Consider the following 25848-nt stretch of genomic DNA (forward strand, 5'->3'; position numbering starts at 1 on the left):
TATATACTTTAAATGAATATCACTGGAAGCCCCAAGATTGGCTTAACTTTTCAGTGAAAGAAAAAGCTTTGATCATTGCCGGCATTCAAATTCGTACAAAAGAAGAAAAAAGGCAACAAAAAGAAGCAGAGAGACGTGCTAAAAGATAGCACGTCTCTTTTTATACATATGTAATCTTAATGAAGGGAGGTGAAATTTATGGAAGAAATTGGACAAAAATTTAGTATTATTGATAATTTCACGAATCCGTTACAGAAATTTGCCTCTGGACTAATCAATTCAGCTCACAAAATGGAAGAACTAGGTCAGTCTGCGGAAGGTTTATCCTCTAAGACTGATCAACTAACTTCTAAAACGGATGAACTAGCCCAACAAGCTAAAGAAGATGCAATGGTGTGGGATGAGTTCTCTGCTAAAATGCAGAATACCAAAATGCCCACCGAACAAATTGATGCCGCAAAAAATGATTTAAGAAGTTTTGCTGAAGAAACTAAAACTTCTAGTGATCAACTAGCGTTCACTTATGAAAAATTATCGGATGCAGGTATCAGTAGCACCGGTAGACTGTCTAAATCTTTGGCCAATTTAGCTAATGCTACCAAAGACCCTGAGACCGCATTGCATGACTTAACTCATATTGCTGCCAAAATGGCCGATGAGCCTAAAGTTAAATGGCAACAATTCCACTCTATCTTGAATAAAACACCTTCTGTGGCTGAATCCATTGCTAAATCAATGGATACCAGTATGGAGGATATGATCAGTGATATTAATCGTGGAACTATGAGTACCGACAAATTCATTAGTGCTTTACATCGTGCTGGTGATACTAGTGGTGGTATCAAACCACCTCGCACTCCTAATGGTGGCGGTTCTGAAGGTCGTGGTGGTTCTGGCTCAGGCGGATTCGATAGCTCTGGTGGTTTCATGGGTATGCTAGGTGGACATCATTCTGGTGGTGGCGGTGGTTTTGGTTCCTTCTTAGGTGCCAACTTAGCTAGTAATGCCATTATGGGCGGTGTCAATATGGCCAAAAATGGTATCTTATCACTGCGTCAAGAAATGGATGAGGATAATAAGGCATGGCAAACATTTCAAGGCAACATGGAACAGATTCATATGCCTCAAGGACAAATCAATTCTGTGCGTTCTCAATTAACTCAGTTTGCTCAAGATTCTATTTATAACTCATCGGATATGGCTTCAGCTTATAGTCAGTTTGCTGCGGTAGGTACCAAAGATTCATTGAAACTGGTCAAAGGTTTTGGTGGATTAGCTGCAGCATCTCAGGACCCTAAACAAGCTATGAAAACATTATCTGAACAAGGGACACAGATGGCGGCTAAACCAATGGTCCAATGGCAAGATTTTAAACTTATGATGGATAGGACTCCCGCAGGAATTTCTGCCGTAGCTAAATCTATGCATGAATCTGCAGGACAATTAATCAGAGATGTACAGAGTGGCAAGGTTAAGACCCAAGATTTCTTTGATGCAGTAGCTACTACTGGTACGAATAAAAAGTTTAGTGCGATGGCTACTCATTACAAAACTATCGGTGAAGCCTTAGCTGGTACAAAAGAAACCCTAGCCCAAAAGATTGAACCTGAATGGGGAAACCTTAGCAGTGTTGCTATTGATGCCATTTCTAATATTAATAACAAAATCGGTGGCTTGAATATCAAAGGCTTAGGTAACAAGCTAAAGCCTTATTTAAAATCAGCCATTGATTGGACGATTGATACAGTGTCGACTGCTACTAGGGATGTCAAAGCATTCTTCGGTGCTTTTAATGATACTGGTGCCATCCAAAATGCTGCTGGTATTTTTAATAGCATCAAAACAATTATTGGTAAAATCTTTGAACCATCTAATGGTAAAAATAAAGACCCCTTAAAACCTTTTATAGATATGGGTGACTTTGCTGGTAAAGTTATCAAAGGATTATCAAATTTAGTTAAAGCTATTAGTCAGTTAGATCCGGGACAAGTGCAAAAACTGGCTGGCTCACTATTATTCCTAAAATATGGAATGAAAGGAATCGCCTTTTCGGCGGTCATTTGGGGACTAGAACAACTTTCACAAATGGATCCTAATTCCGTTAAATTTTGGGCACAAGCATTAATTGATTTAGCCTTTGCATTTGCTGTATTCAAAGCAGTTTCCGGCATTTCTCAATTTATTATTGGAATCTCACAAGCTAAAAATGCCCTACATGACATGTTTGGCTTCTTTAAAGGCGGTAGCTCATTGGGAAACACCGTAGCTAAGTCTACCGGCTCTTTTATCAAGATGGGCTTAGGGATGATTGCCTTCGGTGCTGGAGTCTTAATCGCTAGTGCTGGTCTTTGGATCATGTCACAAGCTGCAATTGATTTAGCTAACGCTGGGTGCCAGCAATTGCTGTTATGGGTGGTATGATTGTTGGTTTAGGTTTACTAGCCGCAGTGGTCGCCATCGGTGGCAGTGCCATGATTACTGGTTCAGTTGGATTTATAATTTTTGGAGCTGCAGTGGCATTAGTCGGTGCTGGAGTTTGGTTAGCTACTGAAGGGACTGCAGCTTTAGATTCACAACTACCTAATTTAGCCAATAATGGTTTAGCTGGAGCTGGAGCTTTAGTTGTGTTAGGAGCTGCATTACTAGCATTTAGTGTTTTTGCCTTAGTCTCCGCTGTCGGTCTTGCAGTCTTAGGTGTTGGTCTAGTTGTATTAGGTGCTGGAGCTTTAGTTGCTGGAGCAGGTGTCCTAGTCTTAGCCGCTGCTGGAATGGTTCTGGCTGCTGCTTTAGTTGGCGTTGGTGGTGGACTAATGGTTGCTGCTGCCGGAATTCAAGCCATGAAGTCGGCAATATCTGGTGACTTTGGTGGTGCTAAAGATGCTATTGAATCTACTAAAGACAGTGTCTCAGGTCTAAAAGATACCATTGGAAACATCGGAAAAGGTGCGATGAATGGGGTAGACTTCAGTAGTATGTTTGGTGGTATCACTGCTAGTGCTGATTCCACTAAGAATCACGTTGATCAGACTAAAATGTCTCCTCAAATGGACTTAAGCAAAGTCAATAATCAAATGAACGGACTTGGTAATAAGAAGTTTGATTCACCTAAGATGAAACCAATGCAATTACCTAATAGTCAAAATGTTTTTGAACAGTTGAATAAGAGTTCCCAAAATAACTCCGTTCCGGTACAAGTTAAACCTAAAGCTGACACTGGTAATCAAGACTGGATGTCTAACATAAAATCTCAAATCGGTAATCAACAATTACCGGGGATGAAAATGGGTAAGATTAAAATGGATGGAAGTAACCAAGATGTCATGTCTTCGCTACAATCTCAAATGAGCAACAAGACTATGACTCCACCTAAAGTAGGAACTCCTAAAGTTCCTAATCCTAAGATGCCTACTAAGTTAGGAACAATCGCTGCTCCAAAAGTGGCTCGTCCAACTGTCCCACAACCTAAATTACCGCATTTAGTTACCATTCCTGCTCCTAAAGTCCATAACCCTAACATGAGTCCACTCGTGCAAGCAGTTCAAAGTGGAATGCAAAAGGCAGTCGGAACTGTCCGCAATGCTTCAAGCTCGATGTACTCAGCCGGAGCTTATGTAGGACAAGGATTGGCTAGTGGGATTCGTTCCCAAATTGGGAATGTGGCTTCTGCTGCTAATTCATTGATTGCTCAAGCAGACCGTGCTGCTCGTGCAAAAGCGAAGATTCACTCACCATCTCGTTTATTCGCTGAAATTGGTGATTATCTAGGTCAAGGGATGGCCAATGGGATGAATGGTACGCAGAATTTAATCTCTGATGCCAGTGGAAACATGAATGATGCTGCTCAAGGTGGTATTAATGATCTAGATGTCAATGCTAATGTTAATAGTAAAAAGAACAATACCCCTAGTGATTTCTTTGGCTATGGGATGAGTGGTAATGCTGATAATTCCAGTCACTACCAAAACAATTCTGTTAATAACCAAAGCAGTTCACATGATCAATCGAAGAACCTTAATTTCGCTAAAGGTGCTATCCAGATCATTAATAATGAAAAAGGTAAGAGTGCCGAAGACTTATTGGCTGAAATTGAGGACTTAATCATTAAACAAAATGAAGGAGGATTAGCTAATGGCTAAAAGAAAAAATGCTAAAAAAGCGACTGGCAAACGTAAAACCGTTAACTTTTTTATTACGAATCATAAAAATAAAACTGCCGAATTACCAGTCGCACCTAGTGCTGTAAAAATTCGTTCTGAGACTGGTGATTCGGTCTCTACCGTGATTGGATTAGGTGAAATCAATCGGATTGGTGGCCAGAAATTAAAATCAATCAGTATTTCTGGATTTTTACCCGTTAATAGTAAGCATATTCCTTATGTAACCGTCAGAAAGAAAAATCGATGGAAACTAGCGACTAGCTACATTACTTTCTTGAAAAATATTGAGAAAAGTAAGAAGCCTTGTCGCTTTTTAGTTTCCAATGCCCATATTTCTTTGAAAATGACCATATCAGCTTTTGAATATGGCATGGCTGACGGAAATGCTGATGAGTATCAATACACGATTGAGTTCAAAGAATATCGGCCTATTAAAGCTGAACGTATTCATAAAGTTTCAAAGAAGAAACATGCTAAAAAGGGTGTGCGGCGAAGTAAGCCACAACATAAAATCAATCGAGGCTCCAAAGTAACAGTTAATGGTTTAGCTTACCTCTCCAAGAATGCCACATACGGTGTTCAAATTAGAAAACAAACGTGCAAAATCACTCTAGTTTCTAAAGGCAAGCACCCTTATTATGTAGTTAACACCAGTGGAACCCCAATGGGATGGATTTCAAGGAGTGCGATGTTATGAGTAATATTACCAAGTTTATTATCAAACGCAGGACTAAAGATGAATCATGGGATGTTAGAAAATTAGTTACTGATGTGAAACTAACTACCGACATGAATTATAGTGCCGGTGAACTGGATTTTAATTTAATTGAAGTTAATGACGGTTTCTCTGTTCATAATGGAGATATCGTCATTTTTAATTGGAATCATAATAAAACATTTTTTGGTTACATTTTTAATTATGAGTTGAACAAAGGTGGCAGCTTTAAAGTCACTGCATATGACAAAATGCGTTACTTAAAATCAACTGATAGCATAATGTTCCCCGTCTCTACACTTGGTCAGAGATTCAATACTATCTGTAATTTCTTAGAAGTTAAACACAAAGTAATGGCCAATCCTAACCATAAATTAAAGTCAGAGATTGCCGATGACAAAACTTATTTTTCTATGTTGCAAAGTGCTATTGATAAAACTCGACGAGCTACAGGCGAACATTTTTTCTTACGTGATAATTATGGAACTATTGAGCTTAGAAAATATCCGCATTATCAAATTAAATTTATATTAGGCGATAAATCTTTGGTTACGGACTATACCTTTTCTCGCAGCATTGAAAATACTGCCAATGTAATTAAAGTAGTTAAAACTTCTGAAATTAAAGGTAAGAAAAAAGTTACCACAGTGAAATCAGTAGGAAAGGGTGCTAAGAAGCACCAAAAAAAGTCCACTAAGACGATTACTACCAAAGAGGGTAAGAAGATATTTACCAAGAGTGCCGAAGGTGGCACAGTCGAAAAATGGGGTAAATTAGTTTATACCAAAAACATTACTTCGAAAACTAATGCTGCCCAGATGAAACAAGAAGCTCAAAACTTATTAAAGCAAAAAAATAAGCAAGAGAATCAATTGAAAATATCTGCCATTGGGAATGTCTATTTACAGGCTGGTAACTCTGTCATGGTCAAAATCAAAGATTTGAGTCAAATTGGTGTTGGCACTAAGAAATATCTCATCAAAAAAGCGATCCACAATTTTGGCGATAAATATACTGTAGACTTGGAGCTGAGAATTTAATGGCTGGAGAAAGATTATTAGAACTGATCAATGCTCGTGGAGGCAATAATTCTGAGTATGCTGATTTAGTATTTGGCACCGTTACCAGTACCAGTCCGCTCAAAATCCAATATACCGAAAAAATATTTTTGACTGATGTCTTTCTAATCTTAGGTAAGCATGTGCAAGATCATGAAGAAACTATGCTCATTAATGGAACTGAGAAAAAGGTAACTATTAAGCAAGCTCTCAAGACTGATGATAAGGTGGCCATGTTCCGCTTAGATGGCGGCCAAAGATTTTATGTATTTGAAAAAATGTAAAGGTGGTGTTCAATATGGCAGATGAAGATTTACAAGATGATGCAGATGATGAAGTCCTAGATAACGATATGGAAGAAGTCACTCTACCTAGTAAAACTTTTGCAGTCGAAAATGGACGAGTCATCAGATTGATTGATGGTCGTGAAGCTATGCAGCAAGCTATCAATAAAGTTCTTACTACTGAGAGATTCGTCTTTCCTATCTACGATGAAAATTATGGTAGTGATGCAATGGATTTAATTGGAAAAGATGCAGATTATATTCACACTGATATTGAGCGAGTAATTGAAGAGGCTTTAACTGCTGATGACCGCATTAGCTCCGTTACGATTGATGAAGTCATTGACATGACCGATAGTATTTTAGTCACGGGTAGTGCAGAAACTATCTTTGGAAAGATTGACATTGAAGGAGAGGTGAAATCAGATTAATCCACAAGATTTAATTAATGACTTATTAAGCAAAGATTTTGATTATTTTATCAATGATTTACTAAAAGAAGTTCCTGAAGACATTGACACCCGACAAGGTTCAGTTATGTATGATGCATTAGCTCCTGCCGCTCACAAATTAGCCGAGCAACAAGTCGATATGGCCAATTTAGTTAAGCAGTCGCATATTGCTACTGCTAACAGTGAGTTTTTGGACTGGTTTGCTCAAGATAAAGGTACTGAGCGGGATGTATCCACTTATGCTAAAGTCACTGCCAAAGTCTTAGACGAAAACAATAACGCCGTAACCAACATAGATATTGGTGATAGGTTCGCCTCAATCGGGGATGAGCCTATTTTTTATACAGTTATTGCTATTAATTCTGATAGTAGTGTTCTTTTACAAAGTGAGTCTGTTGGTTCGACTGCTAACTCATATATTGGCCAAATTCAACCAGCTACACCCAATGACAGTATCAATTGGGCAGAAATTACTGAAATATCAGTTCCAGCCAAAGATGAAGAATCTGATGAGAGCCTTAGAAGTCGTTTGCTAAGCCCTAACCAGTACATTAACTATGGTGGTAATGTTAACGACTATAAAGCGATGTTAGATAACATTAAGGATGTTGGAGCAGTTCAGATTTATCCCGCATGGCAAGGGGGCGGGACTGTTAAGTTAGTTATCTTAGACAACAACCTAAATCCTGCTACTTCTACTCTTTTGAATGAAGTTAAAGTAACAGTCGACCCTGTAACCGATAGTGGTTTGGGCTATGGATTAGCTCCGATTGGCCATCAAGTAACTGTAACTACCCCAGAACTTTTTGATGTAAATGTAAATGTCAAAGTTACTACTGATGGCAAGATTGGTCTTGATATCTTAAATAATGAAATTAAAAGTGCAATCCAAAATTATTTTAATGATCTAAGAAAGAAATGGGATAAAGATAATAATTTTAAATATGAAATGACCATTTACAGATCACAAATAATGGCCATTGTCTTACAACTAGAACACGTTGTAAATGCTGAAATGCCTAAAGTAAATAATGCTGACTCAGATATTGATTTAGTTTTCAATAACGAAACTTCACAATTACCTAATTTAAAGGATGTGATGATTGATGATTAGCAATTTGCAACCAGATTATTATACTGGTGTTTATGAATTTGAAGAACTGGCAAAAATAGAAGATAGAGAATTTAATAAATTTGATGATTATTTAACCCGCCAGTTAATTAATTTATTTGTTAGCAAAGCTGATGAGCAAGGTATCGAAGTTTTTGAAAATGAATACAATATTACTACTGATACTACTAAGTCATTAGAAGATAGACGGTACCAAATTCTAACTAGATTATTGCCACCACAACCAATAACTTTTCCATATTTTAAAAATCTATTAAAGATTATAGGATTAAAAGCTACTATGACTGTAAATGCAGTTAAGCAAAGTTATAAAGCAGTTGTGGATAAGGCTAATATGAATGCAGAACAAATTAACCGTTTAAATCAACTCATTCAAACTTATCTCCCTGCTGACTTAGCTAAAGAAATTTATGCTTACATTTATACAAAAACTACTTTAAATCATTATTTAGGAATTGCTAATTCAACTAAAATAAAGGCTCATGCTGATTATAAGCACGAGCCTTTTGTAGTTAAAAGTAAATTTGAAAATTATGTAGGTGTAGCTAATAAATTGAAACTTTATGCTCACACCGATTCACGAAAGGAGATAAGCAATGGTAAAACTATTTAGAAATACTGCTTTAACTACTGCTGGCTTTCAAGTAGCCAATAAAGCCGCTGTGGGACTTTTAAAGTATGAAATTACAAGAGCAGCATCTACTGATATGGATTTAACACAATATACTGATGATGAGTTAAAAAACTTAACTTCACTACCTAATGAAATCGATAGTGGAGAAATTGTGGATCGTGATGATTCTAAAGATGATAACTCATTGAGTACCATTTCAACGCTGTTTAATAACAAAAACTATGAAAAAGGCTACACAATTAAAGCTGTAGGTATCTATGGAAAAACTGATGAGGGTAAAGAATTTCTACATTCAGTTACTGTATCGGAGACGCCCGTAATTGTCCCAGAATGGACAACCAATAAATTTGATGGTTTAGGTTTAGATGTTGTGATTGTGTCCGGCGATAATAAGCATATGGACGTAGACTTATCAGATGCTGGGACTGCCAGTATTGGTTATGTGCAAAAAGCATTAGCTAAAATTGATTTATCCTCAGCAACCACTAAAGCTAATGAATATACAGATAGCCAATTAAAAAATTACACCAATACACTTAACATGAATAATTTACTGAATGGTAAACAAGATAAGGGTAATTATGTAACTAGTGAACAGTTAGATGCAAAAGATTACGCCACTACTAAATCAGTTAATGGTGTAAGTTCTAAATTAGACCAATTAGGATTTACAAAGACTGATAGACTTTATGTTGATGGTAAACCAGTTTTAGTCGCTACTGCTCCTAATGCTCCTAAATTATCAGCTTCAATTAATAGTGATACTGGCAACCTTGATTATAAAATTACGCCACCTAAGATTGATGGTGGAGCTTCAATTACTAAATACCAAATTAGTTATAAAAAGAAAAAAGACAATGACTGGAATATTATTAACGTTGATGCTGAACAATTAAATGGCACTTTAAGCAATCTTGAAAAGGGATCTATTTACCAACTCAAAGCAGTTGCTATCAACTACGCAGGTTCTGGTGTAGGGAGCGATACAGTAACAGTTTTAACAGCAGTTGCTCCTAAAGATGTAACTATACAGGTTAACAATGAATATCCAAAAGTAAGCTACTCCATCAATGTAGGCAACAATGGTGGTGCAGATGTACAGTATTATCAACTTTTTTATAAAAAAGATAACGATTCATATTGGCAATTTATTGACCATCCTAATTCAAGTGGCTTAATTAGTAATTTAGAAAATAATTGTAATTACTTATTTAAGGCTAAAGCAGGCAATGCTGGAGGATTAAGTGTGGAGAGCGATATTTCTATATTAAACTTTGTAGATAATAATGTTTATGGAGTTACATGGAATAGAGACCGCAATAACTATAACTTGGATAGAATTGGTAGTAGTAATGTGAATAATGCTGCTATTTTTCAAGATTTAACTACAGTAAGACATTTTGAAAATGATTATGTCAGAATTCCCAAATTCTATATAAATAAAGTCTTATCAACTAATTCTGATATTCCATATAAATGGGAGATAAGTATGATGAAACATGATGAAAGTTGGTATCTTCCAAAATGCTTTTGGAGCTTTAAAAATAATAAAGAATTGCCCTATGTCGATATATGTAAAAGTCATGGAAGTATTTTTAGTAATGAAAAAGATAACGGACGATTACAACTTTTAGATATGCCAACGATAGATGTATTAACTGTTTTAACACTAATATTTACTGGAAATCTGAATGTAATTAATCCTTTCGGTGTTGATATAACATCAGAAAGGCTCTTTATTGATGGAATAGTTATGAAAAACGATACCTTTATTTCATACAAAGATAATCCATCTATTAATCAATATGTAGAAGTTAACTGTAGTAGAGTCCCTGTTAATGGTAAGCCAATCGCTGGAATAGGATATGATGCAAATCATCCAGAAATCAATTTAGACTCATCTTATTTTCCTTCTGGTAATTCTAGTTTAGGATATTTGTCCACTAGTCATACTTCAACTTTATCTTGGAATGCTGGCATAGGCAAAGGATATTTTGCATTTGATCAATATTATATGAGTGTTTCTGACACAATATATGTAGTTAAAGCTGATATGTAAAGGAGTGATATATTATGGAAATTTATGCAACAGTTCCAGAGACTATTGATGATACAGCTATGTGCATACGTCTTGATCCAATCGAATATGGTCAAGACATTTTTTATGGATGGAAAATTATCCACTATAAAGATGTAGATTTAACCGATGATGATATTAAAAATTATAAATCGCACGGAATAACTGATGATCGTATGCCTAAGACAAAATCAGTTATTGATGATAATAAACCAATTAAGTATGACAATATTACCAAGCAGATTATTGATATTAGCAATATGCAACAATCTTTTATTAAATCACAGTTATCCAACAATACTGCCAATATGCAATTTTCAAAACAAGATAGTCAATTACAACAAGCATTAATTAAATCACAACAGGAGCTAATGAATGCCAAAACTGAAATTAAAAATATGCAACAAATGATTATTAAAGCTCAACTATCAAATATGAATAATGGAGGAAAAAATAATGAACAACTATCCAAGTAAACAAGATATTAAAAACGAATGGAACTGGGGTTGGTTTAATGATAACTATGACCAACTAAGAATGTTTGTAAAAGGGCAATGTATTAATAAAGATGATTTTAAAGAAATTTGTGGCGTTGATTATGACGACCAAACAAATGGACAAAATAATAAAGAAACCCCCGCAGAAAACGGGGGTGGAACAGGGACACCAGCTAATTAAGCTGATGTCCTATTTTTATGCACATTATTCACGGAATGTTGATGTACCTTTTTGATGATAACGGACTGCACATTGTCCGCTGGTACTTAGTCATGGTTATGCTAGATACATTTTTAGGAACTGTACGCAGTGCCATGAAGTCCCACCTTAGATCTAGAACTTATCTAAAAGGTATCTATATAAAATTGCTCAGTATAACTGGCATCATTGTAGCCAATGGCCTAGATGATATGTTGGTAAACTACATGAAAATCAACGTAGGTTTTGATGTTTCTGATATGTTTGCCGTGGCCTTAGTCGGTTATGAAGCCCTTTCTATCTTAGAAAATATGCACCAAATGGGCATCTTTACCGGAAAATTACAGGATATATTAGACAAGTTCTTTGATGATTCTAAACCAAGTAAATAAATTTTAAGGAGAAATATTATGCAAGATATGTTAATTGATATTATTACCACCGTAGGAGTAGCAGGACTTTTAGTGATTTTAGGATTTTTAGCGAGATTGGCCAGTCGCTATCTAAAAGCGAAAGCTGATTCAACCGAAAATCTAAAACAAAAGCATGAACTAGAAATGGCCAGCGAGGGACTTAACTTTTTATCCAACGCCGCTGGATCATATGTAACTTATTTAGATAAATTCCAAGCGGGTGGCCAAGATAAAAAAGCTAAGGCGATTGGCCATTTAACCGAGGTTGCCAATAATCATGGTTTAAATGTTACTCCTGCCACTATGGACGGCATGGTAGAACAAGCCCTTAATAATTTAAGAGTTAAGCAAGGCTTACCTGTACCCGATGGCACTAAACCAGTGGAACAAAAAGCATCAGAAAATAATAATGCTGATTTTATGAATCCAGATAATAATGGTGGCCAACATGAACCACTTAAACCGGGAGATGTTAAATAATGAAAATTAGAGCCGATTTAGCAGTTTATCAAGGTAGTACGGAAGGATATATTAAAGAACTCAAACGTAACCACGGAGTTACCTTTACCAGCGTGCAATTATCATATGGAGATAACCCCTATTTTGATAATCGCAATAGCGTTGGCCAAATATATAATTCATGGAAAGTATTGGGGCAAGTGGGAGCATATCATTTTTATTTAGGCGATCCCGTCCCAGAAGCTAAACACTTCTTAGCACGTGTTAATCAACATAAGCTAGATAAAGATACCGAATTAATGTTGGATGTTGAAGGCAATTTAAGTGGTAATGTAGTCGCTCAAATTAATACATTTCTAGATATTTTATACAACGCTGGATTCCATAATTTAGCAGTATATTATAGTGAAACCTTTGGTTTAAATAATAACTATAAATTATTACACCACCACCCTAAAATTTGGGTGGCTAGTTATAGTCATAAACCTAATTGCTACTTTGATGTATGGCAATATACACAATCTGCTCAGACTTCAAGCGGTGGCTTAGATTTAAGTTATGATTATTCCAAAGATACCACTCTAGCTCCAGATACTTATGTTAAAACCACTAAGAAAGGAAAACTCTTTAAAGTGATTGCTGATGGTGGTTTAGCAGTAAGTCGAGATGTGGCTCTCAAACACCATCGAACAGTTTACTTTGGTAAAAACTCACAAGTATATGGATCAGTAGTACCATATGGAAAAGCAACCAGAGTTAAGACCAAGTTAGGTTACATTAGTGGTAACACCAAGTGGGTTAAATTAATTTAATAGACAAGCAAAAGAGGCCATTCCTATTCATTTAGGGATGGCCTCTTTTTATTTTCTATATTTTTTAATAAACTCATCAGCATTATAAGTAGGTATTAAATCATCTATATTTATAACTCTTAATCTACCTTCTGTTATCATCTTTTGTAATAAATTATTACCATGATTAATATTATCTAATGTTTTTCCATAATCATTAATCATTTTGAAAATTTTGTCATTTTGCTTTTTTATTTGTTTAGCGTTAAGCCTTACATAATCTTTACTATCCATAAGTTGTACGTCAAATTCATCATAATGAATAGAATAAACAAATTCTAAAGAAATAGGGTTATTATATATGTCATAATAATCAAATATAGCTTGGAAATATGAATAATCAGCACTTCCTAAAGAATGACCAAAGAATCTAATTTTTTTTATTTCTTCGTCCAAAATCGTATTATATTCATTTTTACTATCTATACCACTAAAATCCATTATTCTTCTGGCTTTTGTGAATTCATCTATATTCTCTTTTAAGGTTATATTTTCATTGAAAATTTTCAAACCTTCTTTAGAAATTTCATTATAATAATTGGCATCTATTCCTAGAATAATAGAGCTTTTCATATATCTAGATTTGCTTTTAATATTTCCATGAATGTTTCTTGTGTGTATGATGTTGAAAGGCTTCATTGATGAAAATCTTTTGAATTTATCTTTAGCTATTACTTTATCTTTATCTTTGTCTTTGTCTTTGTCTTTTTCTAGAGGAATTTCCATAGTAACATCTTTATTTTTAAAATCGCTAATTGATGGCTTAGTATAATTAAAATCTAAAACATTTACATTATCTCCGCAAGATAACATAGAAAATAGATTGTAATTTAATCTATCATATAGTCTTTTGCCAAAAATATCATCAATAGGATCTTCTTTATTTCTTTTATCAACCGCTTTGATTATATATTTTTCAAAAGAGTTTTCAAACTTATTCAATTCTTCAAAAAGAAAATCATAAATATTATCATAACTTTCTAGTCCAAAATATCTCATTGCTATTACAAATATTACTAATAAATCATGGTTATCAAAATAATTCCCTATATATTTAGGATCTAAATCCCTTAATTCATTTACAGTTTCATCTGGGAATGGTCTTTTAAATACTATTTTTTCTTTGTCTATTTTTACTTTTTTCATTAAAGAATCAAATAACATTGCTGCAGATTCTTTTTCTTCTTTTTGTGGAACTAAGAATTTTTTAATAGTTAATTCAACATCATACCAATTTGGATTTTCTTTTTTTAAACCATTTATTAGTAATATGTCCCAAAAATTTAAATTATCTAAATCAAAAGAATTATTACCAAAAATACTTTTATCATTTATTACAGATTTTTTTCCTAATTCTGTTAGCTTAATCTTAAAATCATAATTGTTACTCATAATTTCATTATCAATTTTATCAATAAACACTGGGTATATATATCTGTAATGATCTAAGTAAACAGAAGATTCATTATTATCATACATATCGTAACTACCCACTTTTTCAATAATATTTTCTTTATAAAATTCAATAAATTTAACAAGTTGTTTTTTATAATCTTCTTTCTTATTTAGGTAATCTTCAAATGAAGATTTTAATCCACAATATAAGTCTGCTCCATTACCTATTACTAATAATGTTTCAACATTTTCTTTTTTCATATATTTATTCTCCTATTACTTATCTAACTTGATTATAGGGATATTAAATCCTCTAGTGTTTTTATATAGTTCAGCTTGTCTTTCAATACTCATATATCCACCTACTGCATCTGTAAAGAATTCATGCAATGATTTAGTGATATAACCAGCAACATTTTTAATATACTTAGTGCATCTAGTTTTAATAATTAATGATTTCATAAATTCAGTTAGTTCTGGCATTAAACTAATGTTATTTTCAAATCTAAGGGCTTCTTTAGCCTCTGGTTTACCATTTTTTACTAATTTAGCTATGACTGTTTTTTTAGCTTTAAAAATCAATTTTGCATAATTATAAAGCACACCTGTATTCTCAGAATACTTAACCAAGATGTTAATTAAATCGTGGCCAAAACATGCTTTTTGCTTTAATGAATTTACAAGATTTTGCATTCTATCTAAACCAGATACATGAATAGTTTTATTTTCTTCAGTACCCACTTCAGTTTTTGACATAGCAATTTGCTCATTTTTTGATGATTTACATGTTACATTTGTTTCATTTGTATATGATTGTTTAAATTTAGTTTGGTTCATATTGCAATTTGCGTTTTCCGTACTTGCATTTTGCGTATCAAGGCCTGAATTTACATCGTTGTATTTTGGCAAATAATAAATGCTTGCTGCGTTTTTTTGTCTCTTAACTTTTATCCAGCCTCTATCTTCGATTACTTTTAAAGATCTAGTTATTGTATCTACTGAAACATTAATTTTAGATGCTAGAGATGAACGTAAATATTTCACGAAAACTACTCCGTCTTCTATCCAACCATTTTTAACACTTAAATTCCCATAATCGTATAGATGAGATAAGATTGAAACTTCTGTAGGTCTAAATCCAGCTTTTTCAAATTCTGTATAGTTCTTAATAAATTGACTGTTCATTGTAATATCTCCTATTTGATATTCACAATTCACATGCTATAATATGTATATGAGTTGAAAACATATCAGTGCCTTTTGTGCATTGTAAATATTTTTATTTAGAAGTTATCCACTCCAATGGATAGCTTCTTTTTGTTTATGCCTATAATAATATACTGCTGGTTAAGTATATGTCAAACTTTATTTTTATTTGTATACATGTATACAAATCTACAAGGATACATGTATGCAAATCTACAAGGATGCATGTATACATATTTATTTGTTATTTTCTTATTGCTACTAATTCAACATTATTAAGCCTATGAAATCTCTCTAAATGTATACAAGTAGACACGAATACAAAGATACATGTATACAAATATACTTGTATACATTTTTCAAAAGATATATAATTGAATTAATCAATTAAAAAGGTGGATAATTTTATGGCAAAAATAGTTACTTTTGGTAATTTTAAAGGTGGAACAGGTAAAACCACTAATAGTTGTATGATAGCTTACCAACTATCTAAGAAAGGTAAAAAAGTTTTAGTAGCAGATTTAGATCCACAGGCTAACGCTACTTCTCTTTATTTAAATACTAAGCAATCTCAAACAAATGAAGTAGTTAAATTTGATACTACATTAATGAGTGCGGTTAGTGATGGAGATATTTCTTCGATCATAACTAAAATTAAAGATAACTTGTATTTACTACCTAGTTTTGCTGATTTTACTTCTTATCCTTTATTTTTAGAAAAAACTTATCCAGATAGCCAAAAAGATAGAGCAATGCATTTTTCTAAGTTATTAAAGCCTTTTGAAGATGAATTTGACTATATTATTATTGATACTCCTCCTACAGTATCCTTATATACAGATTCTGCTTTAATGGCATCAGATAACATTGTCTTAGTTTTACAAACACAAGAACGTTCTTATGCTGGATGTGAAGCATTTATTGAATATTTAAATGAATTAATAACAAACTATGATGCTGAATACAGAATTGCTGGAATATTACCAGTTCTTCTAAAGAATAATTCTCAAGTTGATAAAATGATTCTTAATCAAGCAAAAGAAGAATTTCATTCATCTAACATGTTCAAAAGTATTGTTAAGAATATGGAAAGATTAAAGAGATACGACATTATAGGAATTACAGATCCAGACTGCAAAAATCAAAAGAATGATATGCATGATAGAAGAGTTAATGCTCTATACAGTAAAATAACTGATGAATTCATTGAAAGGGTTGAATAAATAAATGGCAACTAAGGGAGAAGAATTATTAACTGCACAAATGAAAAAGCATAGAGAAAATAACCCATTTCCTAAGAATACTTTTTCAAGAGAAGAATTACCTACAAACAATAAAGTCAAAAATTTAGAAAAAAATAGAGGTAAAGAAAAATCTACTACTATTCGTTGTTCCTTAGATACTGCAAATTCATTAAAAGCATTATCTGATGTTCTAGCTTTGGGAAGTATGAATGATCTAATTGATGAGATGCTTTATAGTAAAATAGATGAACTTACTGCAGAACAAAAGGGTGAGTATAAAGCCATGAAAAAGATTATTGAAAACAAAAAGAAAAAGTAGACTAGTATACTAATCTACAAAAATACATGTATACACGTATACAAATCTACATGTATATATAAGGAGATGCTTAAAATGTCAATTGAACAATATGATAATTATAAAGTAAATAAAGTATCATCAGATGAGCGTTTTAATTTGATTATTAAGTTAAATCAGAGTGGTACTAAAAAAGCTAGAGTTTTAATGATGAATCCTAGCTATGCTAATACAGTTTTGTCTGATCCTACTACTAACCTTGTTATCAATAAATTAAAAAGTGAAGAACCTGAGTATAAAGAAGTTGAAATACTTAATGTTTCTCCTAAAATCACTCCTCAACCATTCGAATTATTAATGCTAGATAATGAAGAAGAACAATATAATATTCATTATCTTTGTAAGAAAATGACCGATAAAAATTACGATTTATTTTTTGCTACTGGTAATATTATTCAGAATAGTCCTAATGATGTTCAAGATCAGATGAGAAATATGTATCAAGCAGTTTTAAAAAAATTAGAGCCAATACAAGAACAATATAATATATACACTTATGGCTTAACAGAAATATACGGAAAACACATATCAAGAGATACTGGCAATCTTTCCTCATCAAAAACACCAGTTAGTATTGACCATGATGATAATAAATATAAAGATAAATATTACTTAACAAAATAGTGTGGAATATTAAAGTTGATCAAGAATGATTGAATTTTTATTTTACCCATGCTTGCAAACCGTTAGAACCATTTTATAAAAATATTAATGCTGATTTGTCGGTAATTATAAGAGTAATTTGTTTAATTGATAAATGTGGTAATGTGTTGTATACTATTAATACAAAAAAGAAGTCCTGCTGCACACAGGACTTCCGAGTAAAGCCGTTTAAGACGGTGACCACTTTTAGTTAATTGATAAAATTAACCGCTAGCTCGTCACAGCTAAGGCGGTTATTTTTTTTGATTGTTTTTTACAATCTCAACAACTAATGCAATGAGGGCAACAATAAAGGTGCCAAACATTAACATTAATTGTAAAGCGTCTGCAACAGACACTTTGGCTGCTCCTTTCTTTAGGATAGATGAATAATACAGTTATAAAACCATACGCACCACTTCCTTTGGAGTAGCCACCGCCTTAACTTCTTTACAAATTATTATTATACATGAAATTAAGCGACTTTAAAATCTAATATAAGTTTACTAGAAAATGAGATGCCTAATTTTTAGCACCTCATTTATTTTTTAAAAAGGGCTTTTGTACTTATACTTTTCAGGCATCTTATTAAATAATTCTTTTATATAATTATTTAATTTATCATCATTATCTTCGTAGCAAGAATATTGCATCAGTTGAAGATATTCCTCTTTTGAGTTGAATAATACAGGTTGATTTATTTGTTTGAATAATTGATCAAATACTTTAGATTCTATGTTAATCATATCTTCGTCAGACATTTTATTTCTTCTCTTAAGTGTCCTAAACTTATCGGTTTGAGGTTTTATAAAGCTAAAATCATAAAAAGTATAGTAAGCTTTATCTTCTAAATCGTGTGCTGGACATGCTAATCCAGATAAACAAATTATTGATGCCATAATTTGTATAACTAATGCATATTCATAATCTTTATTTGAATTTACAATTTTAAATGCATCTAATAAATAATAATACAATTCATGCATTTCTTTATTTGTAATTTTATCTTTTATTTTTTGTTTTACGTCATTCAATACTTGCTCTTTATCTTTATTTATCGTATCTGAAGCTTTTATTGAACCAAAATGTTTCTTTCTGGCCCACACCAATGTTTCATTATCCTTTAATATTTGTTGACCTTTTTCTGTAGGCTGGTAGGAAATAAAATTCAACTTTTCACTATAATCATTTGTATTTAAATTATCTTTTATTCTTTTTATTAGGTCTTGTTTTTTACCAGAAACTTTCATTTTATTTTCTCTTAAAATGTCTTTTAGTTCGTTTACCTTTAAAAACTTAATTTTATATTCATTGCTAGCTTCTGTTAAAAAACCATCTTTGATTAAAAAGTTTAATGCTTTATCCGTGTCCATATCAAAATCATAGAAAAAATAGGATGGTACATATTCATATGTATGATTAGAACACCAGTCTAGAAAAACAATTTCACCATATGAAAGTTGATTTTTAGGAGTACTATTTCCTATTGAGTGATCTGTTGTCTTTGATTTATTATGTTTATTTTCATGTGATTTATTAGTATGTATATGAGGTTTTGAGCTAATATCTTCAACTTCTAATTTTACTTTCCATTCATTATCTTTTTTAGTGTTAATATTATTTGAGTTGTCATCTATTTTATTTGAAATAGTATTGCTTAAATTATTAACTTTGTCATTAATTTTATCTGTCAATTGATCTATATTTTTTTGTGATAATTTAGATTCTAAATTTTCTTGAATCTTAGATTTTAATTTTATGTACATATTGCGTAATTTATTTATATTTCTTTTGTTAAATATATCATTCAGCATTTAAAATCTCCCTAGTATAATTAAATAATTAAAAACATATTAATTATTGTACTAAATATTAATTTATATATCTATATATGAAAAACTAAAAAAGCAGCAATAAGCTGCTTTTTTAGTTTTCTCTGTTATCCAATTTGAATGCAATGAATTGCAAAACTTCAAGTTTATCTTTGTTATTTAATTTTTTCACTAAAGAATTTATTTTCTTTTCTATGTTTTTCTCTTCTTTATTTTTTGAAATTATTTTAGAAATTTCTTCTTTACTAAAATTTAATCTATCATAAAAATATTGCGGTTTTACATCAAAAGCTTTAGCGTAATTTATTAAATCTGTTTCAGATAATTCTCTTTTCTGACTTTCATGTTGGGATATTGTGTTTTGTTTATATCCAGTTCTTTTGCTTAAATCTGATTGTGTTAAGTGATGTTCTAATCTAATTTTTCTTATTATCGGTCCTAATATATTTTTAACATCCATATTAATTATCACCTCCTTAATATTTATTATATTAACATAAATATCTCATATATAAATAAATATCTCAAAAATAAATAAAACAGTTGAAAATAATATCTCATAATGTGATAATTGTTTAAACGAGGAGGAATAGTTATGAAAGTAAAAACAGATAAGAAAAGTTTGAAAGAAAATTTAGTGATTCCCAAAATGAATTTGAGAAAGGCAAGATTAGCAAATGAATTCACTATAGAATCGTTTGCTGATTATATAGGAGTTGACAGAAGACAGTATGAGTTAAAAGAGAAAGGTGTTTATCCTTTCAAAGATTATGAAATGATAGTTTTATCTAGTGTTTTAAACAAGTCTGTACAATCATTATTTTTTGATAAAAATTTTTAAGTATTAATATCTCAATTTGTGATATTAATAGAATGGAGTTAGCAATTTGCCAAGTTATAGAAAAAATAAGCATCCCACAATTATCTGGGATGCAGAAGTAGAAGATGTAGGAAACAAAAAGCAATTCATTGAAAAGGTCACAATAAGTCTTTGTAACTGCTACGGAGTAAGTGAATTCATTATTCCAACCAAGATAGTAAATCCTCATCGAAAAAGACAGGATTTACTACATGAAATACTAACACTCGTTTTAGACAAAACTAAATTAAAAACTTAAGGAAGGGATGGCAATAATGCTACAAGATTCAATGGCCAATACGCCACAATTATTTACCCAAATACCTTATTTTATTAAGGGTAAAGGCTTAACTTCCACAGATAAAATTGTTTTTGGAACAATTTATACCATGCTTAATATCAATAGAGTTTGCTATATGAATAACCAAACAATTGCTAAAAATGTTGAAGTTTCTGAAAGGTCAGTATCTAGATCAATAGCTAAATTGAAACAAAAGGGATTACTTGAAGTTCATTTAATATATAAAAAAGGTTCAAAAGAAGTCGACAAAAGATATATTAATTTGCCAAAAAGTATGTTTAAAGATGTAGGTACCCCCATGACACAGATGTCACCACCCCCCACGAAAAATTGTCTAGAGGGTATAGACACAGATGGCGAGGGTAATAGATTATTTAATAGATTAAGTAATAATAATAAGGGATCACTCAAATCCTATTTTGATGTCTGGGATGAACCTAACAAATTGATTCAAAATAAACTACTTAAATTAATCGAAAAGCATGGTCAAAAATTATTTGATTATGCAGTAATTAAAACTGCTGAAGTTAATGCAACTAAAAACAGTAGTTACAATTACATGAGTTCTTTATTATCCGACTGGTCTAAACATGGAGTTACAGATGTTTCAAAGGCTAAAGCATACGTTGAGCAACGTAAAGCTAAAAGGAAGCCTAAAAAGTCTAATTATAGTCATACTCCTAAAAAAGAGAAGTTACCAGAATGGGCTACTAAAACTCCAGAAGAACGTAAAGCTGAGCGAGATAAACAAAAGGCTGAGCATAAGTACAAAATGGAACATGATCCTGAATATCGCAAGAAACAAGAACAGTCAGAACAAGAACAATCTGATATGTTGGAGAAAATTAGAAGTTGGAGGAAAGATGCTGATGCCTAAGTATTTAATCTGTATAAATATAAAGAGATTAAAGGAGAATATTTCTATGAAAATAACTGTAGAATGCGAAACTCAAGAAATTAAGGATTTATTTCAAAACATAAATTTTAATGAAAATGTATTGTCCAAGGAAGAATATGCTAAAAGAATGCAACAGGCTTTCAAAGATAGTCGAAATAAAAACACTTAGCAATAAAATTATTGCTAAGCGTTTCATTAGGATTTTTTGCTATATTTATCCGCAATTTCTGACAATCTATTTAATGTATTTTGTCTTTTATGCCTGTTGATATAAGTTTTGTCAATTATATCTTCTATAGCCTCTATTAATGCATCAGCTTCGGTAGAATTAACCTCTTTAGGAATTTCATTTGTACCCATATCTAAGTGGGCACCTATATTTCCGATTTTTCTTAGACAATGAAATTCTTTAATGATATCTGGATCAATATTTTTATCTTCTAGTATCCTTATTTTATCTACCAATCTTTTACCGTTTTTGATTTCATAAAAATCTGAAATTATTTCTTCCAATACTCTTCTAGATAAAGTACTAGATGATTTAGGGCTTAAATTAACTATTAGACATGCTTCTTTATAGTCCTTGCGGATATATGCTGGAACATAATCTGGGTAATTTTTGAACTGCCCATTTGGATATACATCTACTTGTTCTTTTTCATCTTTAAATTGAGTTCCGATTGGATTTATTTTAATTGTTGTTTTATTACATTTTGGATTTGGACACCTAGCCATTAAAACAAGAATAGAATTTTCACTGTGAATTACTTGATTATAGTTAAAACTACCAGGATTTATATTAAATGGTTCGTAATATATTTGGCCATTTTTGAAAAAGATATAAATTCCACCTGCTGTATTATTTACTAAGTCAAATGTATGTCCGCAAAATGGACATACCATTCCATTATCATCAAAATTCAAATTTTCTTACCTTCTTTTAAAGACATTGTAAACGATTTACAACTCTGATTTTAATGTTTCTATTCCTTTATCAGTTAGTTTTAGATTGTTAGCTTTGTTGCTTCCAATCATAGGATGTTTGGCTAAGCCTCTTTTAAATAGTTTTTTCATAAATGCATTTATTGTAAGAGTATTATCAATTCCGATGTACTTAGCTAGTTCTTCAGAGTTATTGATGTTTTCATATTTTCCTTTTACAGTTTTTTCGTATAAAAAAACTAATATTTTTTTCATTTGTTCTTCAGTTAATCCCAATTTTTTCACCACCTTTTTGCACATAGTCTGACAAATGAGTCAGCTAATTAAATTATAACAAAACCGTATAAAATAAATAATTAATAGAAAGGGATGATTGCTATGTCTAAAGAAACACCAGCAAATGCACATATTGAAGATATTACGACATTACGAGTCAAAATAGCCATAAGGTTTGATTATTATATGTATTTTGATGAATTTAATCGAGTTATAACTATCCGTCCCCCAAAATCTAATAAACTCATAGACGAGCTTTTAGATCCATATACTGAATCAATTCTTTTTAACCCTAGGGAATGTGGAGAACTATATGGCTTGCTTAAGGATATTCATTTAGAAAACGAGCATACTCAAGGAGACTTAGTTAGGCTATATGTCATAGCTAATGCTGCTAACAATAGCGGTAACAGTCTAAAAATTAATAATGATAATGGAGAGTGCAGATATGTCATTAAATAACTTATTCGTTGTTTATTGCTTTGATGAACGACATGTTAAGCAGTTTGTTTATGTATATCATGGCCAAATGTTTTTCAATGAAAGTCCAAGAGATGCTTTTGAGTTCAATCAGAGACAAGCAGCTAAATTCTTTTTAAAGTATGGACAGCAAACTGAACAACATGGTGGAGGATTTGAACCTAAGATGGCTGCTTATTCTGAGTACATCGAAAAAAATAAAACTCCGCTAGATCAGATTTAATTATGGATTGTGAAAGCAATCAAGGAGCAATCAATTTAATTGGTCTATGGGGTAAAGCCTATAGGGAGCAACTAGGTAAAGACCCTAGATTGTTATGTAAACGCTTAATGAAAGAGCAAGGCATCCCTAAGTTACATGATTTGAGTAAGAAGGAAGCCTTTAAATTTTTAAGATTGTTTATGCGTGAAGTTAAACAACAAGTCCAAGCAAGGAACGCAGCTTTAAGACATAGTAAGGAGGGATGTTAGTGAAAGATTTATTTGTGTTGATATTATTTATAATGCTAATTATCTTTTCATACCTAACGGTTAAAGACATATTCAAACAAGTTAGATCTAACCAGAGGGATGAATCATGAGATACTTTGGTCAGATTAAAGCATATAATGACAAAGATAATACCTTAGTTCTAGGGATGGACGACTTAAGTATTAGCGAAAAGAATCTGTTTCAGCATAACGTTAATAATTTTTTAGAGATTGATTTTGATGATAAGCGAGTGATCAGTTATAAACAGCAGCGAAAAGTTTATGCATTACTCAACTCAATTGCTCAATCAAAGAAATATGACCTAGAACATATTAAGGGTCTATTAAAACAAGAGTTCTGCCAAGAAAAGCAGCAAAAGATGTTTTCCCTAAGTAACTGTACTATGACAACTGCAAATGATTTCATCGACTACTTAGTAAACTTTTGTCTAGAGTGGGATGTAGAATTTGCCAGTAAAGCCTTAGATATTGCAAAGGATAGTTATGGCTGGGAGATAAATTGTCTGAATAATCAGAAGTGTTGTATTTGTGGCCAGAAAATGCAAATCGCTCATGTTCACGCCATAGGGATGGGAGCTAACAGGAAAAAGATGGTACACATTGGTTATACGGTTTTACCACTTTGCTGGAAGCATCACTCTATGCAACATAATATTGGAATAAGAACCTTTTTAGATAAATATGTCTTAACAGGAGTCCGCATTGATGAAGATTTATCCAGAAAACTGCACTTAGGTAGATTACATCAAAAGTATGAAGTCCACATGGGTGAACCTATAGAATATACAAGTAAGGGGGTGAGTTATTAATTATGAAAATGAATCCAATATTAAAAGCTGTTTATATATTGGAACATCAAGAAGGAAGCATAAGCAATGTTGATGATGATGACCCTAGATTAAAAAAGATAGTGGGGATGTACAAGCACATTGATAAACCAGTTAATGAATTGAGCGAGAATGCATCTAAAATACTAGAATTACTACACTATGGTTATGAGCCTAGAGAAATAGCTACAAAAATAGGTATGAAAGCTGTAAGTGTGAGACAAAACATTAAGAAATATAATTTATTAATTAAATATACAGTGATACAGGATACTTACACTAAAGAGAAAAAATTATTTAGAAGTATTAAATCTATTGCCAAAATGTTTAAAAAACTAAAAATTCCAATAGGATACAGTAAATTAATTTATAGTGCAGATAATCAGAAATTATTAGATGGTCGCTATAGGATATATAGAGTAAAACAAATTAGGAAAATAAAACAGGGGGCTAAATATGCAAAAGGATACTAGAAATTTCGTAGAAGGCTTATTAAGAGATTATCCAAGAATACCTAGATATATTCATAGAAAAGAACAAGAAATTAAATATCCATTTAGAGCATATAGGGATGATAATGTTGGTGGAGGACAAGGACATAGTAATAATGACTCTCCTACTGAAAGAATTGTTTTTAATATTGCTGGGTGTGATGTTATTGAAGGTTTCAAGAAACAAAGAAATGCTATTAGTAAAGCGTTAAAGAAAAGTGACCCTGTATTTGTTAAGGTGGTTGAAAGATATTACTTTGATGAATACAATACATTATCTATAAGTGCCATTGGAGTTGAATACGGTTACTCTAGCAGAACTTTATATAACGAAAGAAACAAGTTATTTGAAAATATATTGATCCATTTAGGATGGAATCACGTTATTGAAAGGGATGCTATTCTAAATGAAAAGTCTGATAGGACAGCTTTATAATAAGATAATTTATAATCTTGCAAAAAATGTGCAAAATTAAGGGGTACTTATGTGTTATATTATGTATGGTGTTAATTAGCAGTTAGCGATGACTGTTAATTATGAACTATTGAATATGTGGCATTGTTGTTGCTACTTAAGTGTTGCAGAACGAGGTTAAAGAGGACTAGACAATTCTAGCCCTCTTTTTTATTGTCATTAAAAGTCTATAGTTACTTTAACTTATTAAGCAAATACAAAAA

34 protein-coding genes are annotated in these 25848 nt (G+C 32.0%); 27 read left to right on the forward strand and 7 right to left on the reverse strand.

Features of this window, described 5'->3' with window-relative positions; all coding sequences use genetic code 11:
- Positions 1 to 198 precede the first annotated feature (198 nt).
- The 14 genes from MOO46_RS07900 to MOO46_RS07775 all read left to right on the forward strand — a co-directional run bounded on the left by MOO46_RS07900 (position 199) and on the right by MOO46_RS07775 (position 12889).
- Positions 199 to 2421 (forward strand): tape measure protein, encoded by a 2223-nt coding sequence (locus MOO46_RS07900; protein ID WP_260525484.1) that lies wholly within the window; start codon positions 199 to 201, stop codon positions 2419 to 2421.
- Complete coding sequence (locus tag MOO46_RS07715; protein WP_249511830.1) at positions 2391 to 4136, forward strand: DUF5336 domain-containing protein; 1746 nt, start codon at positions 2391 to 2393, stop codon at positions 4134 to 4136. The genes MOO46_RS07900 and MOO46_RS07715 overlap by 31 nt, the downstream gene beginning before the upstream one ends.
- Positions 4129 to 4854, forward strand: a complete 726-nt coding sequence (locus MOO46_RS07720; RefSeq protein ID WP_249511831.1) for a hypothetical protein — start codon at positions 4129 to 4131, stop codon at positions 4852 to 4854. The genes MOO46_RS07715 and MOO46_RS07720 overlap by 8 nt, the downstream gene beginning before the upstream one ends.
- Complete coding sequence (locus tag MOO46_RS07725; protein WP_249511832.1) at positions 4851 to 5912, forward strand: XkdQ/YqbQ family protein; 1062 nt, start codon at positions 4851 to 4853, stop codon at positions 5910 to 5912. The genes MOO46_RS07720 and MOO46_RS07725 overlap by 4 nt, the downstream gene beginning before the upstream one ends.
- Positions 5912 to 6214: a DUF2577 domain-containing protein gene (locus tag MOO46_RS07730; RefSeq protein WP_249511833.1), complete on the forward strand. Its 303-nt coding sequence runs from the start codon at positions 5912 to 5914 to the stop codon at positions 6212 to 6214. Before MOO46_RS07725 ends, MOO46_RS07730 begins: the two co-directional genes overlap by 1 nt.
- 14 nt (positions 6215 to 6228) lie before the next feature.
- Positions 6229 to 6645 carry a DUF2634 domain-containing protein gene (locus MOO46_RS07735; RefSeq protein WP_249511834.1) on the forward strand — a complete coding sequence of 139 codons (417 nt, stop codon included), beginning with the start codon at positions 6229 to 6231 and terminating at the stop codon, positions 6643 to 6645.
- Positions 6646 to 6751: 106 nt separating this feature from the next.
- Positions 6752 to 7780 (forward strand): baseplate J/gp47 family protein, encoded by a 1029-nt coding sequence (locus MOO46_RS07740; protein WP_249511788.1) that lies wholly within the window; start codon positions 6752 to 6754, stop codon positions 7778 to 7780.
- The gene (locus MOO46_RS07745; protein WP_249511789.1) at positions 7773 to 8411 is read left to right on the forward strand and encodes a putative phage tail protein; all 639 of its coding nucleotides are present in this window, start codon (positions 7773 to 7775) and stop codon (positions 8409 to 8411) included. The genes MOO46_RS07740 and MOO46_RS07745 overlap by 8 nt, the downstream gene beginning before the upstream one ends.
- Entirely contained in the window at positions 8395 to 10491 is a 2097-nt protein-coding gene (locus tag MOO46_RS07750) for a fibronectin type III domain-containing protein (RefSeq protein WP_249511790.1), read from the forward strand. Before MOO46_RS07745 ends, MOO46_RS07750 begins: the two co-directional genes overlap by 17 nt.
- A 14-nt stretch (positions 10492 to 10505) precedes the next feature.
- Positions 10506 to 10985, forward strand: coding sequence for a hypothetical protein (locus MOO46_RS07755; RefSeq protein ID WP_249511791.1), 480 nt, complete (start codon positions 10506 to 10508; stop codon positions 10983 to 10985).
- Positions 10966 to 11187: an XkdX family protein gene (locus tag MOO46_RS07760; RefSeq protein WP_249511792.1), complete on the forward strand. Its 222-nt coding sequence runs from the start codon at positions 10966 to 10968 to the stop codon at positions 11185 to 11187. The genes MOO46_RS07755 and MOO46_RS07760 overlap by 20 nt, the downstream gene beginning before the upstream one ends.
- Before the next feature lie 41 nt (positions 11188 to 11228).
- The gene (locus MOO46_RS07765; protein WP_260525486.1) at positions 11229 to 11597 is read left to right on the forward strand and encodes a phage holin family protein; all 369 of its coding nucleotides are present in this window, start codon (positions 11229 to 11231) and stop codon (positions 11595 to 11597) included.
- 18 nt (positions 11598 to 11615) lie between these two features.
- On the forward strand, positions 11616 to 12098 hold the full coding sequence (locus MOO46_RS07770; protein ID WP_249511793.1) for a phage holin: 483 nt from the start codon (positions 11616 to 11618) through the stop codon (positions 12096 to 12098).
- The gene (locus tag MOO46_RS07775; protein WP_249511794.1) at positions 12098 to 12889 is read left to right on the forward strand and encodes a GH25 family lysozyme; all 792 of its coding nucleotides are present in this window, start codon (positions 12098 to 12100) and stop codon (positions 12887 to 12889) included. The genes MOO46_RS07770 and MOO46_RS07775 overlap by 1 nt, the downstream gene beginning before the upstream one ends.
- A gap of 48 nt (positions 12890 to 12937) precedes the next feature.
- Here MOO46_RS07775 and MOO46_RS07780 read toward each other — a convergent pair whose 3' ends face one another.
- A complete protein-coding gene (locus MOO46_RS07780; RefSeq protein ID WP_249511795.1) occupies positions 12938 to 14584 on the reverse strand; it encodes an AbiH family protein in 1647 nt (548 codons plus the stop codon).
- Positions 14585 to 14599: 15 nt separating this feature from the next.
- Positions 14600 to 15508 carry a MarR family transcriptional regulator gene (locus tag MOO46_RS07785; protein ID WP_249511796.1) on the reverse strand — a complete coding sequence of 303 codons (909 nt, stop codon included), beginning with the start codon at positions 15506 to 15508 and terminating at the stop codon, positions 14600 to 14602.
- Positions 15509 to 15936: 428 nt separating this feature from the next.
- Between MOO46_RS07785 and MOO46_RS07790 the strand changes: the two genes are divergently transcribed.
- The 3 genes from MOO46_RS07790 (at position 15937) to MOO46_RS07800 (ending at position 17755) form a co-directional block, all read left to right on the forward strand.
- The gene (locus tag MOO46_RS07790) at positions 15937 to 16752 is read left to right on the forward strand and encodes a ParA family protein (protein ID WP_249511797.1); all 816 of its coding nucleotides are present in this window, start codon (positions 15937 to 15939) and stop codon (positions 16750 to 16752) included.
- Between the two features lie 4 nt (positions 16753 to 16756).
- Positions 16757 to 17092 carry a hypothetical protein gene (locus tag MOO46_RS07795; RefSeq protein WP_249511798.1) on the forward strand — a complete coding sequence of 112 codons (336 nt, stop codon included), beginning with the start codon at positions 16757 to 16759 and terminating at the stop codon, positions 17090 to 17092.
- A gap of 75 nt (positions 17093 to 17167) precedes the next feature.
- On the forward strand, positions 17168 to 17755 hold the full coding sequence (locus MOO46_RS07800) for a DUF1643 domain-containing protein (RefSeq protein WP_249511799.1): 588 nt from the start codon (positions 17168 to 17170) through the stop codon (positions 17753 to 17755).
- Between the two features lie 272 nt (positions 17756 to 18027).
- Here MOO46_RS07800 and MOO46_RS07805 read toward each other — a convergent pair whose 3' ends face one another.
- The 3 genes from MOO46_RS07805 to MOO46_RS07815 all read right to left on the reverse strand — a co-directional run bounded on the left by MOO46_RS07805 (position 18028) and on the right by MOO46_RS07815 (position 20065).
- Positions 18028 to 18132, reverse strand: coding sequence for a putative holin-like toxin (locus tag MOO46_RS07805; protein ID WP_249510918.1), 105 nt, complete (start codon positions 18130 to 18132; stop codon positions 18028 to 18030).
- Between the two features lie 189 nt (positions 18133 to 18321).
- Positions 18322 to 19587, reverse strand: coding sequence for an SAP domain-containing protein (locus tag MOO46_RS07810; protein WP_249511800.1), 1266 nt, complete (start codon positions 19585 to 19587; stop codon positions 18322 to 18324).
- A gap of 112 nt (positions 19588 to 19699) precedes the next feature.
- Positions 19700 to 20065, reverse strand: coding sequence for a helix-turn-helix domain-containing protein (locus MOO46_RS07815; protein ID WP_249511801.1), 366 nt, complete (start codon positions 20063 to 20065; stop codon positions 19700 to 19702).
- Positions 20066 to 20200: 135 nt separating this feature from the next.
- On the opposite strand from MOO46_RS07815, the gene MOO46_RS07820 reads away from it, so the two are divergent.
- Genes MOO46_RS07820 through MOO46_RS07835 form a run of 4 tightly spaced genes read left to right on the forward strand, consistent with a single transcriptional unit; the run spans position 20201 to position 21832 of the window.
- Positions 20201 to 20446: a helix-turn-helix transcriptional regulator gene (locus tag MOO46_RS07820; protein WP_249511802.1), complete on the forward strand. Its 246-nt coding sequence runs from the start codon at positions 20201 to 20203 to the stop codon at positions 20444 to 20446.
- A 46-nt stretch (positions 20447 to 20492) separates the two neighbouring features.
- Positions 20493 to 20723 (forward strand): hypothetical protein, encoded by a 231-nt coding sequence (locus MOO46_RS07825; protein WP_249511803.1) that lies wholly within the window; start codon positions 20493 to 20495, stop codon positions 20721 to 20723.
- Between the two features lie 7 nt (positions 20724 to 20730).
- Positions 20731 to 21642 carry a helix-turn-helix domain-containing protein gene (locus MOO46_RS07830; RefSeq protein WP_249511804.1) on the forward strand — a complete coding sequence of 304 codons (912 nt, stop codon included), beginning with the start codon at positions 20731 to 20733 and terminating at the stop codon, positions 21640 to 21642.
- Positions 21635 to 21832 carry a hypothetical protein gene (locus MOO46_RS07835; RefSeq protein ID WP_249511805.1) on the forward strand — a complete coding sequence of 66 codons (198 nt, stop codon included), beginning with the start codon at positions 21635 to 21637 and terminating at the stop codon, positions 21830 to 21832. Before MOO46_RS07830 ends, MOO46_RS07835 begins: the two co-directional genes overlap by 8 nt.
- Before the next feature lie 26 nt (positions 21833 to 21858).
- Here MOO46_RS07835 and MOO46_RS07840 read toward each other — a convergent pair whose 3' ends face one another.
- Together MOO46_RS07840 and MOO46_RS07845 are read right to left on the reverse strand one after the other, a co-directional pair.
- Positions 21859 to 22587 carry a DUF4145 domain-containing protein gene (locus tag MOO46_RS07840; RefSeq protein WP_249511806.1) on the reverse strand — a complete coding sequence of 243 codons (729 nt, stop codon included), beginning with the start codon at positions 22585 to 22587 and terminating at the stop codon, positions 21859 to 21861.
- Between the two features lie 36 nt (positions 22588 to 22623).
- Positions 22624 to 22881, reverse strand: coding sequence for a hypothetical protein (locus MOO46_RS07845; protein WP_249511807.1), 258 nt, complete (start codon positions 22879 to 22881; stop codon positions 22624 to 22626).
- 102 nt (positions 22882 to 22983) lie between these two features.
- On the opposite strand from MOO46_RS07845, the gene MOO46_RS07850 reads away from it, so the two are divergent.
- From MOO46_RS07850 to MOO46_RS07875, 6 genes are all read left to right on the forward strand, one after another.
- Positions 22984 to 23343: a hypothetical protein gene (locus tag MOO46_RS07850; protein ID WP_249511808.1), complete on the forward strand. Its 360-nt coding sequence runs from the start codon at positions 22984 to 22986 to the stop codon at positions 23341 to 23343.
- Entirely contained in the window at positions 23330 to 23584 is a 255-nt protein-coding gene (locus MOO46_RS07855; RefSeq protein ID WP_249511809.1) for a hypothetical protein, read from the forward strand. The genes MOO46_RS07850 and MOO46_RS07855 overlap by 14 nt, the downstream gene beginning before the upstream one ends.
- 2 nt (positions 23585 to 23586) lie before the next feature.
- Positions 23587 to 23832, forward strand: coding sequence for a hypothetical protein (locus MOO46_RS07860; protein WP_249511810.1), 246 nt, complete (start codon positions 23587 to 23589; stop codon positions 23830 to 23832).
- A 106-nt stretch (positions 23833 to 23938) separates the two neighbouring features.
- A complete protein-coding gene (locus MOO46_RS07865; RefSeq protein ID WP_249511811.1) occupies positions 23939 to 24661 on the forward strand; it encodes a putative HNHc nuclease in 723 nt (240 codons plus the stop codon).
- A 2-nt stretch (positions 24662 to 24663) separates the two neighbouring features.
- On the forward strand, positions 24664 to 25152 hold the full coding sequence (locus tag MOO46_RS07870) for a hypothetical protein (protein WP_249511812.1): 489 nt from the start codon (positions 24664 to 24666) through the stop codon (positions 25150 to 25152).
- Positions 25136 to 25606, forward strand: coding sequence for a hypothetical protein (locus MOO46_RS07875; protein ID WP_249511813.1), 471 nt, complete (start codon positions 25136 to 25138; stop codon positions 25604 to 25606). Before MOO46_RS07870 ends, MOO46_RS07875 begins: the two co-directional genes overlap by 17 nt.
- Positions 25607 to 25848 lie beyond the last annotated feature (242 nt).

The sequence above is a fragment of the Apilactobacillus apisilvae genome, assembly GCF_023380225.1.
GTDB classification, from domain to species: Bacteria; Bacillota; Bacilli; order Lactobacillales; family Lactobacillaceae; genus Apilactobacillus; species Apilactobacillus apisilvae.

Bases quoted from the DNA above. Each gene is read 5' to 3' on its own strand.
- MOO46_RS07730 (WP_249511833.1), top strand. From the start codon at position 5,912: ATGGCTGGAGAAAGATTATTAGAACTGATCAATGCTCGTGGAGGCAAT.
- MOO46_RS07735 (WP_249511834.1), top strand. From the start codon at position 6,229: ATGGCAGATGAAGATTTACAAGATGATGCAGATGATGAAGTCCTAGAT.
- MOO46_RS07865 (WP_249511811.1), top strand. From the start codon at position 23,939: ATGAGATACTTTGGTCAGATTAAAGCATATAATGACAAAGATAATACC.
- MOO46_RS07820 (WP_249511802.1), top strand. From the start codon at position 20,201: ATGAAAGTAAAAACAGATAAGAAAAGTTTGAAAGAAAATTTAGTGATT.
- MOO46_RS07785 (WP_249511796.1), bottom strand. From the start codon at position 15,508: ATGAACAGTCAATTTATTAAGAACTATACAGAATTTGAAAAAGCTGGA.
- MOO46_RS07870 (WP_249511812.1), top strand. From the start codon at position 24,664: ATGAAAATGAATCCAATATTAAAAGCTGTTTATATATTGGAACATCAA.
- MOO46_RS07850 (WP_249511808.1), top strand. From the start codon at position 22,984: ATGTCTAAAGAAACACCAGCAAATGCACATATTGAAGATATTACGACA.
- MOO46_RS07765 (WP_260525486.1), top strand. From the start codon at position 11,229: ATGTACCTTTTTGATGATAACGGACTGCACATTGTCCGCTGGTACTTA.
- MOO46_RS07745 (WP_249511789.1), top strand. From the start codon at position 7,773: ATGATTAGCAATTTGCAACCAGATTATTATACTGGTGTTTATGAATTT.
- MOO46_RS07830 (WP_249511804.1), top strand. From the start codon at position 20,731: ATGGCAATAATGCTACAAGATTCAATGGCCAATACGCCACAATTATTT.
- MOO46_RS07750 (WP_249511790.1), top strand. From the start codon at position 8,395: ATGGTAAAACTATTTAGAAATACTGCTTTAACTACTGCTGGCTTTCAA.
- MOO46_RS07775 (WP_249511794.1), top strand. From the start codon at position 12,098: ATGAAAATTAGAGCCGATTTAGCAGTTTATCAAGGTAGTACGGAAGGA.
- MOO46_RS07755 (WP_249511791.1), top strand. From the start codon at position 10,506: ATGGAAATTTATGCAACAGTTCCAGAGACTATTGATGATACAGCTATG.
- MOO46_RS07790 (WP_249511797.1), top strand. From the start codon at position 15,937: ATGGCAAAAATAGTTACTTTTGGTAATTTTAAAGGTGGAACAGGTAAA.
- MOO46_RS07875 (WP_249511813.1), top strand. From the start codon at position 25,136: ATGCAAAAGGATACTAGAAATTTCGTAGAAGGCTTATTAAGAGATTAT.
- MOO46_RS07855 (WP_249511809.1), top strand. From the start codon at position 23,330: ATGTCATTAAATAACTTATTCGTTGTTTATTGCTTTGATGAACGACAT.
- MOO46_RS07770 (WP_249511793.1), top strand. From the start codon at position 11,616: ATGCAAGATATGTTAATTGATATTATTACCACCGTAGGAGTAGCAGGA.
- MOO46_RS07900 (WP_260525484.1), top strand. From the start codon at position 199: ATGGAAGAAATTGGACAAAAATTTAGTATTATTGATAATTTCACGAAT.
- MOO46_RS07795 (WP_249511798.1), top strand. From the start codon at position 16,757: ATGGCAACTAAGGGAGAAGAATTATTAACTGCACAAATGAAAAAGCAT.
- MOO46_RS07725 (WP_249511832.1), top strand. From the start codon at position 4,851: ATGAGTAATATTACCAAGTTTATTATCAAACGCAGGACTAAAGATGAA.
- MOO46_RS07740 (WP_249511788.1), top strand. From the start codon at position 6,752: ATGTATGATGCATTAGCTCCTGCCGCTCACAAATTAGCCGAGCAACAA.
- MOO46_RS07800 (WP_249511799.1), top strand. From the start codon at position 17,168: ATGTCAATTGAACAATATGATAATTATAAAGTAAATAAAGTATCATCA.
- MOO46_RS07780 (WP_249511795.1), bottom strand. From the start codon at position 14,584: ATGAAAAAAGAAAATGTTGAAACATTATTAGTAATAGGTAATGGAGCA.
- MOO46_RS07815 (WP_249511801.1), bottom strand. From the start codon at position 20,065: ATGGATGTTAAAAATATATTAGGACCGATAATAAGAAAAATTAGATTA.
- MOO46_RS07835 (WP_249511805.1), top strand. From the start codon at position 21,635: ATGCCTAAGTATTTAATCTGTATAAATATAAAGAGATTAAAGGAGAAT.
- MOO46_RS07720 (WP_249511831.1), top strand. From the start codon at position 4,129: ATGGCTAAAAGAAAAAATGCTAAAAAAGCGACTGGCAAACGTAAAACC.
- MOO46_RS07860 (WP_249511810.1), top strand. From the start codon at position 23,587: ATGGATTGTGAAAGCAATCAAGGAGCAATCAATTTAATTGGTCTATGG.
- MOO46_RS07810 (WP_249511800.1), bottom strand. From the start codon at position 19,587: ATGCTGAATGATATATTTAACAAAAGAAATATAAATAAATTACGCAAT.
- MOO46_RS07760 (WP_249511792.1), top strand. From the start codon at position 10,966: ATGAACAACTATCCAAGTAAACAAGATATTAAAAACGAATGGAACTGG.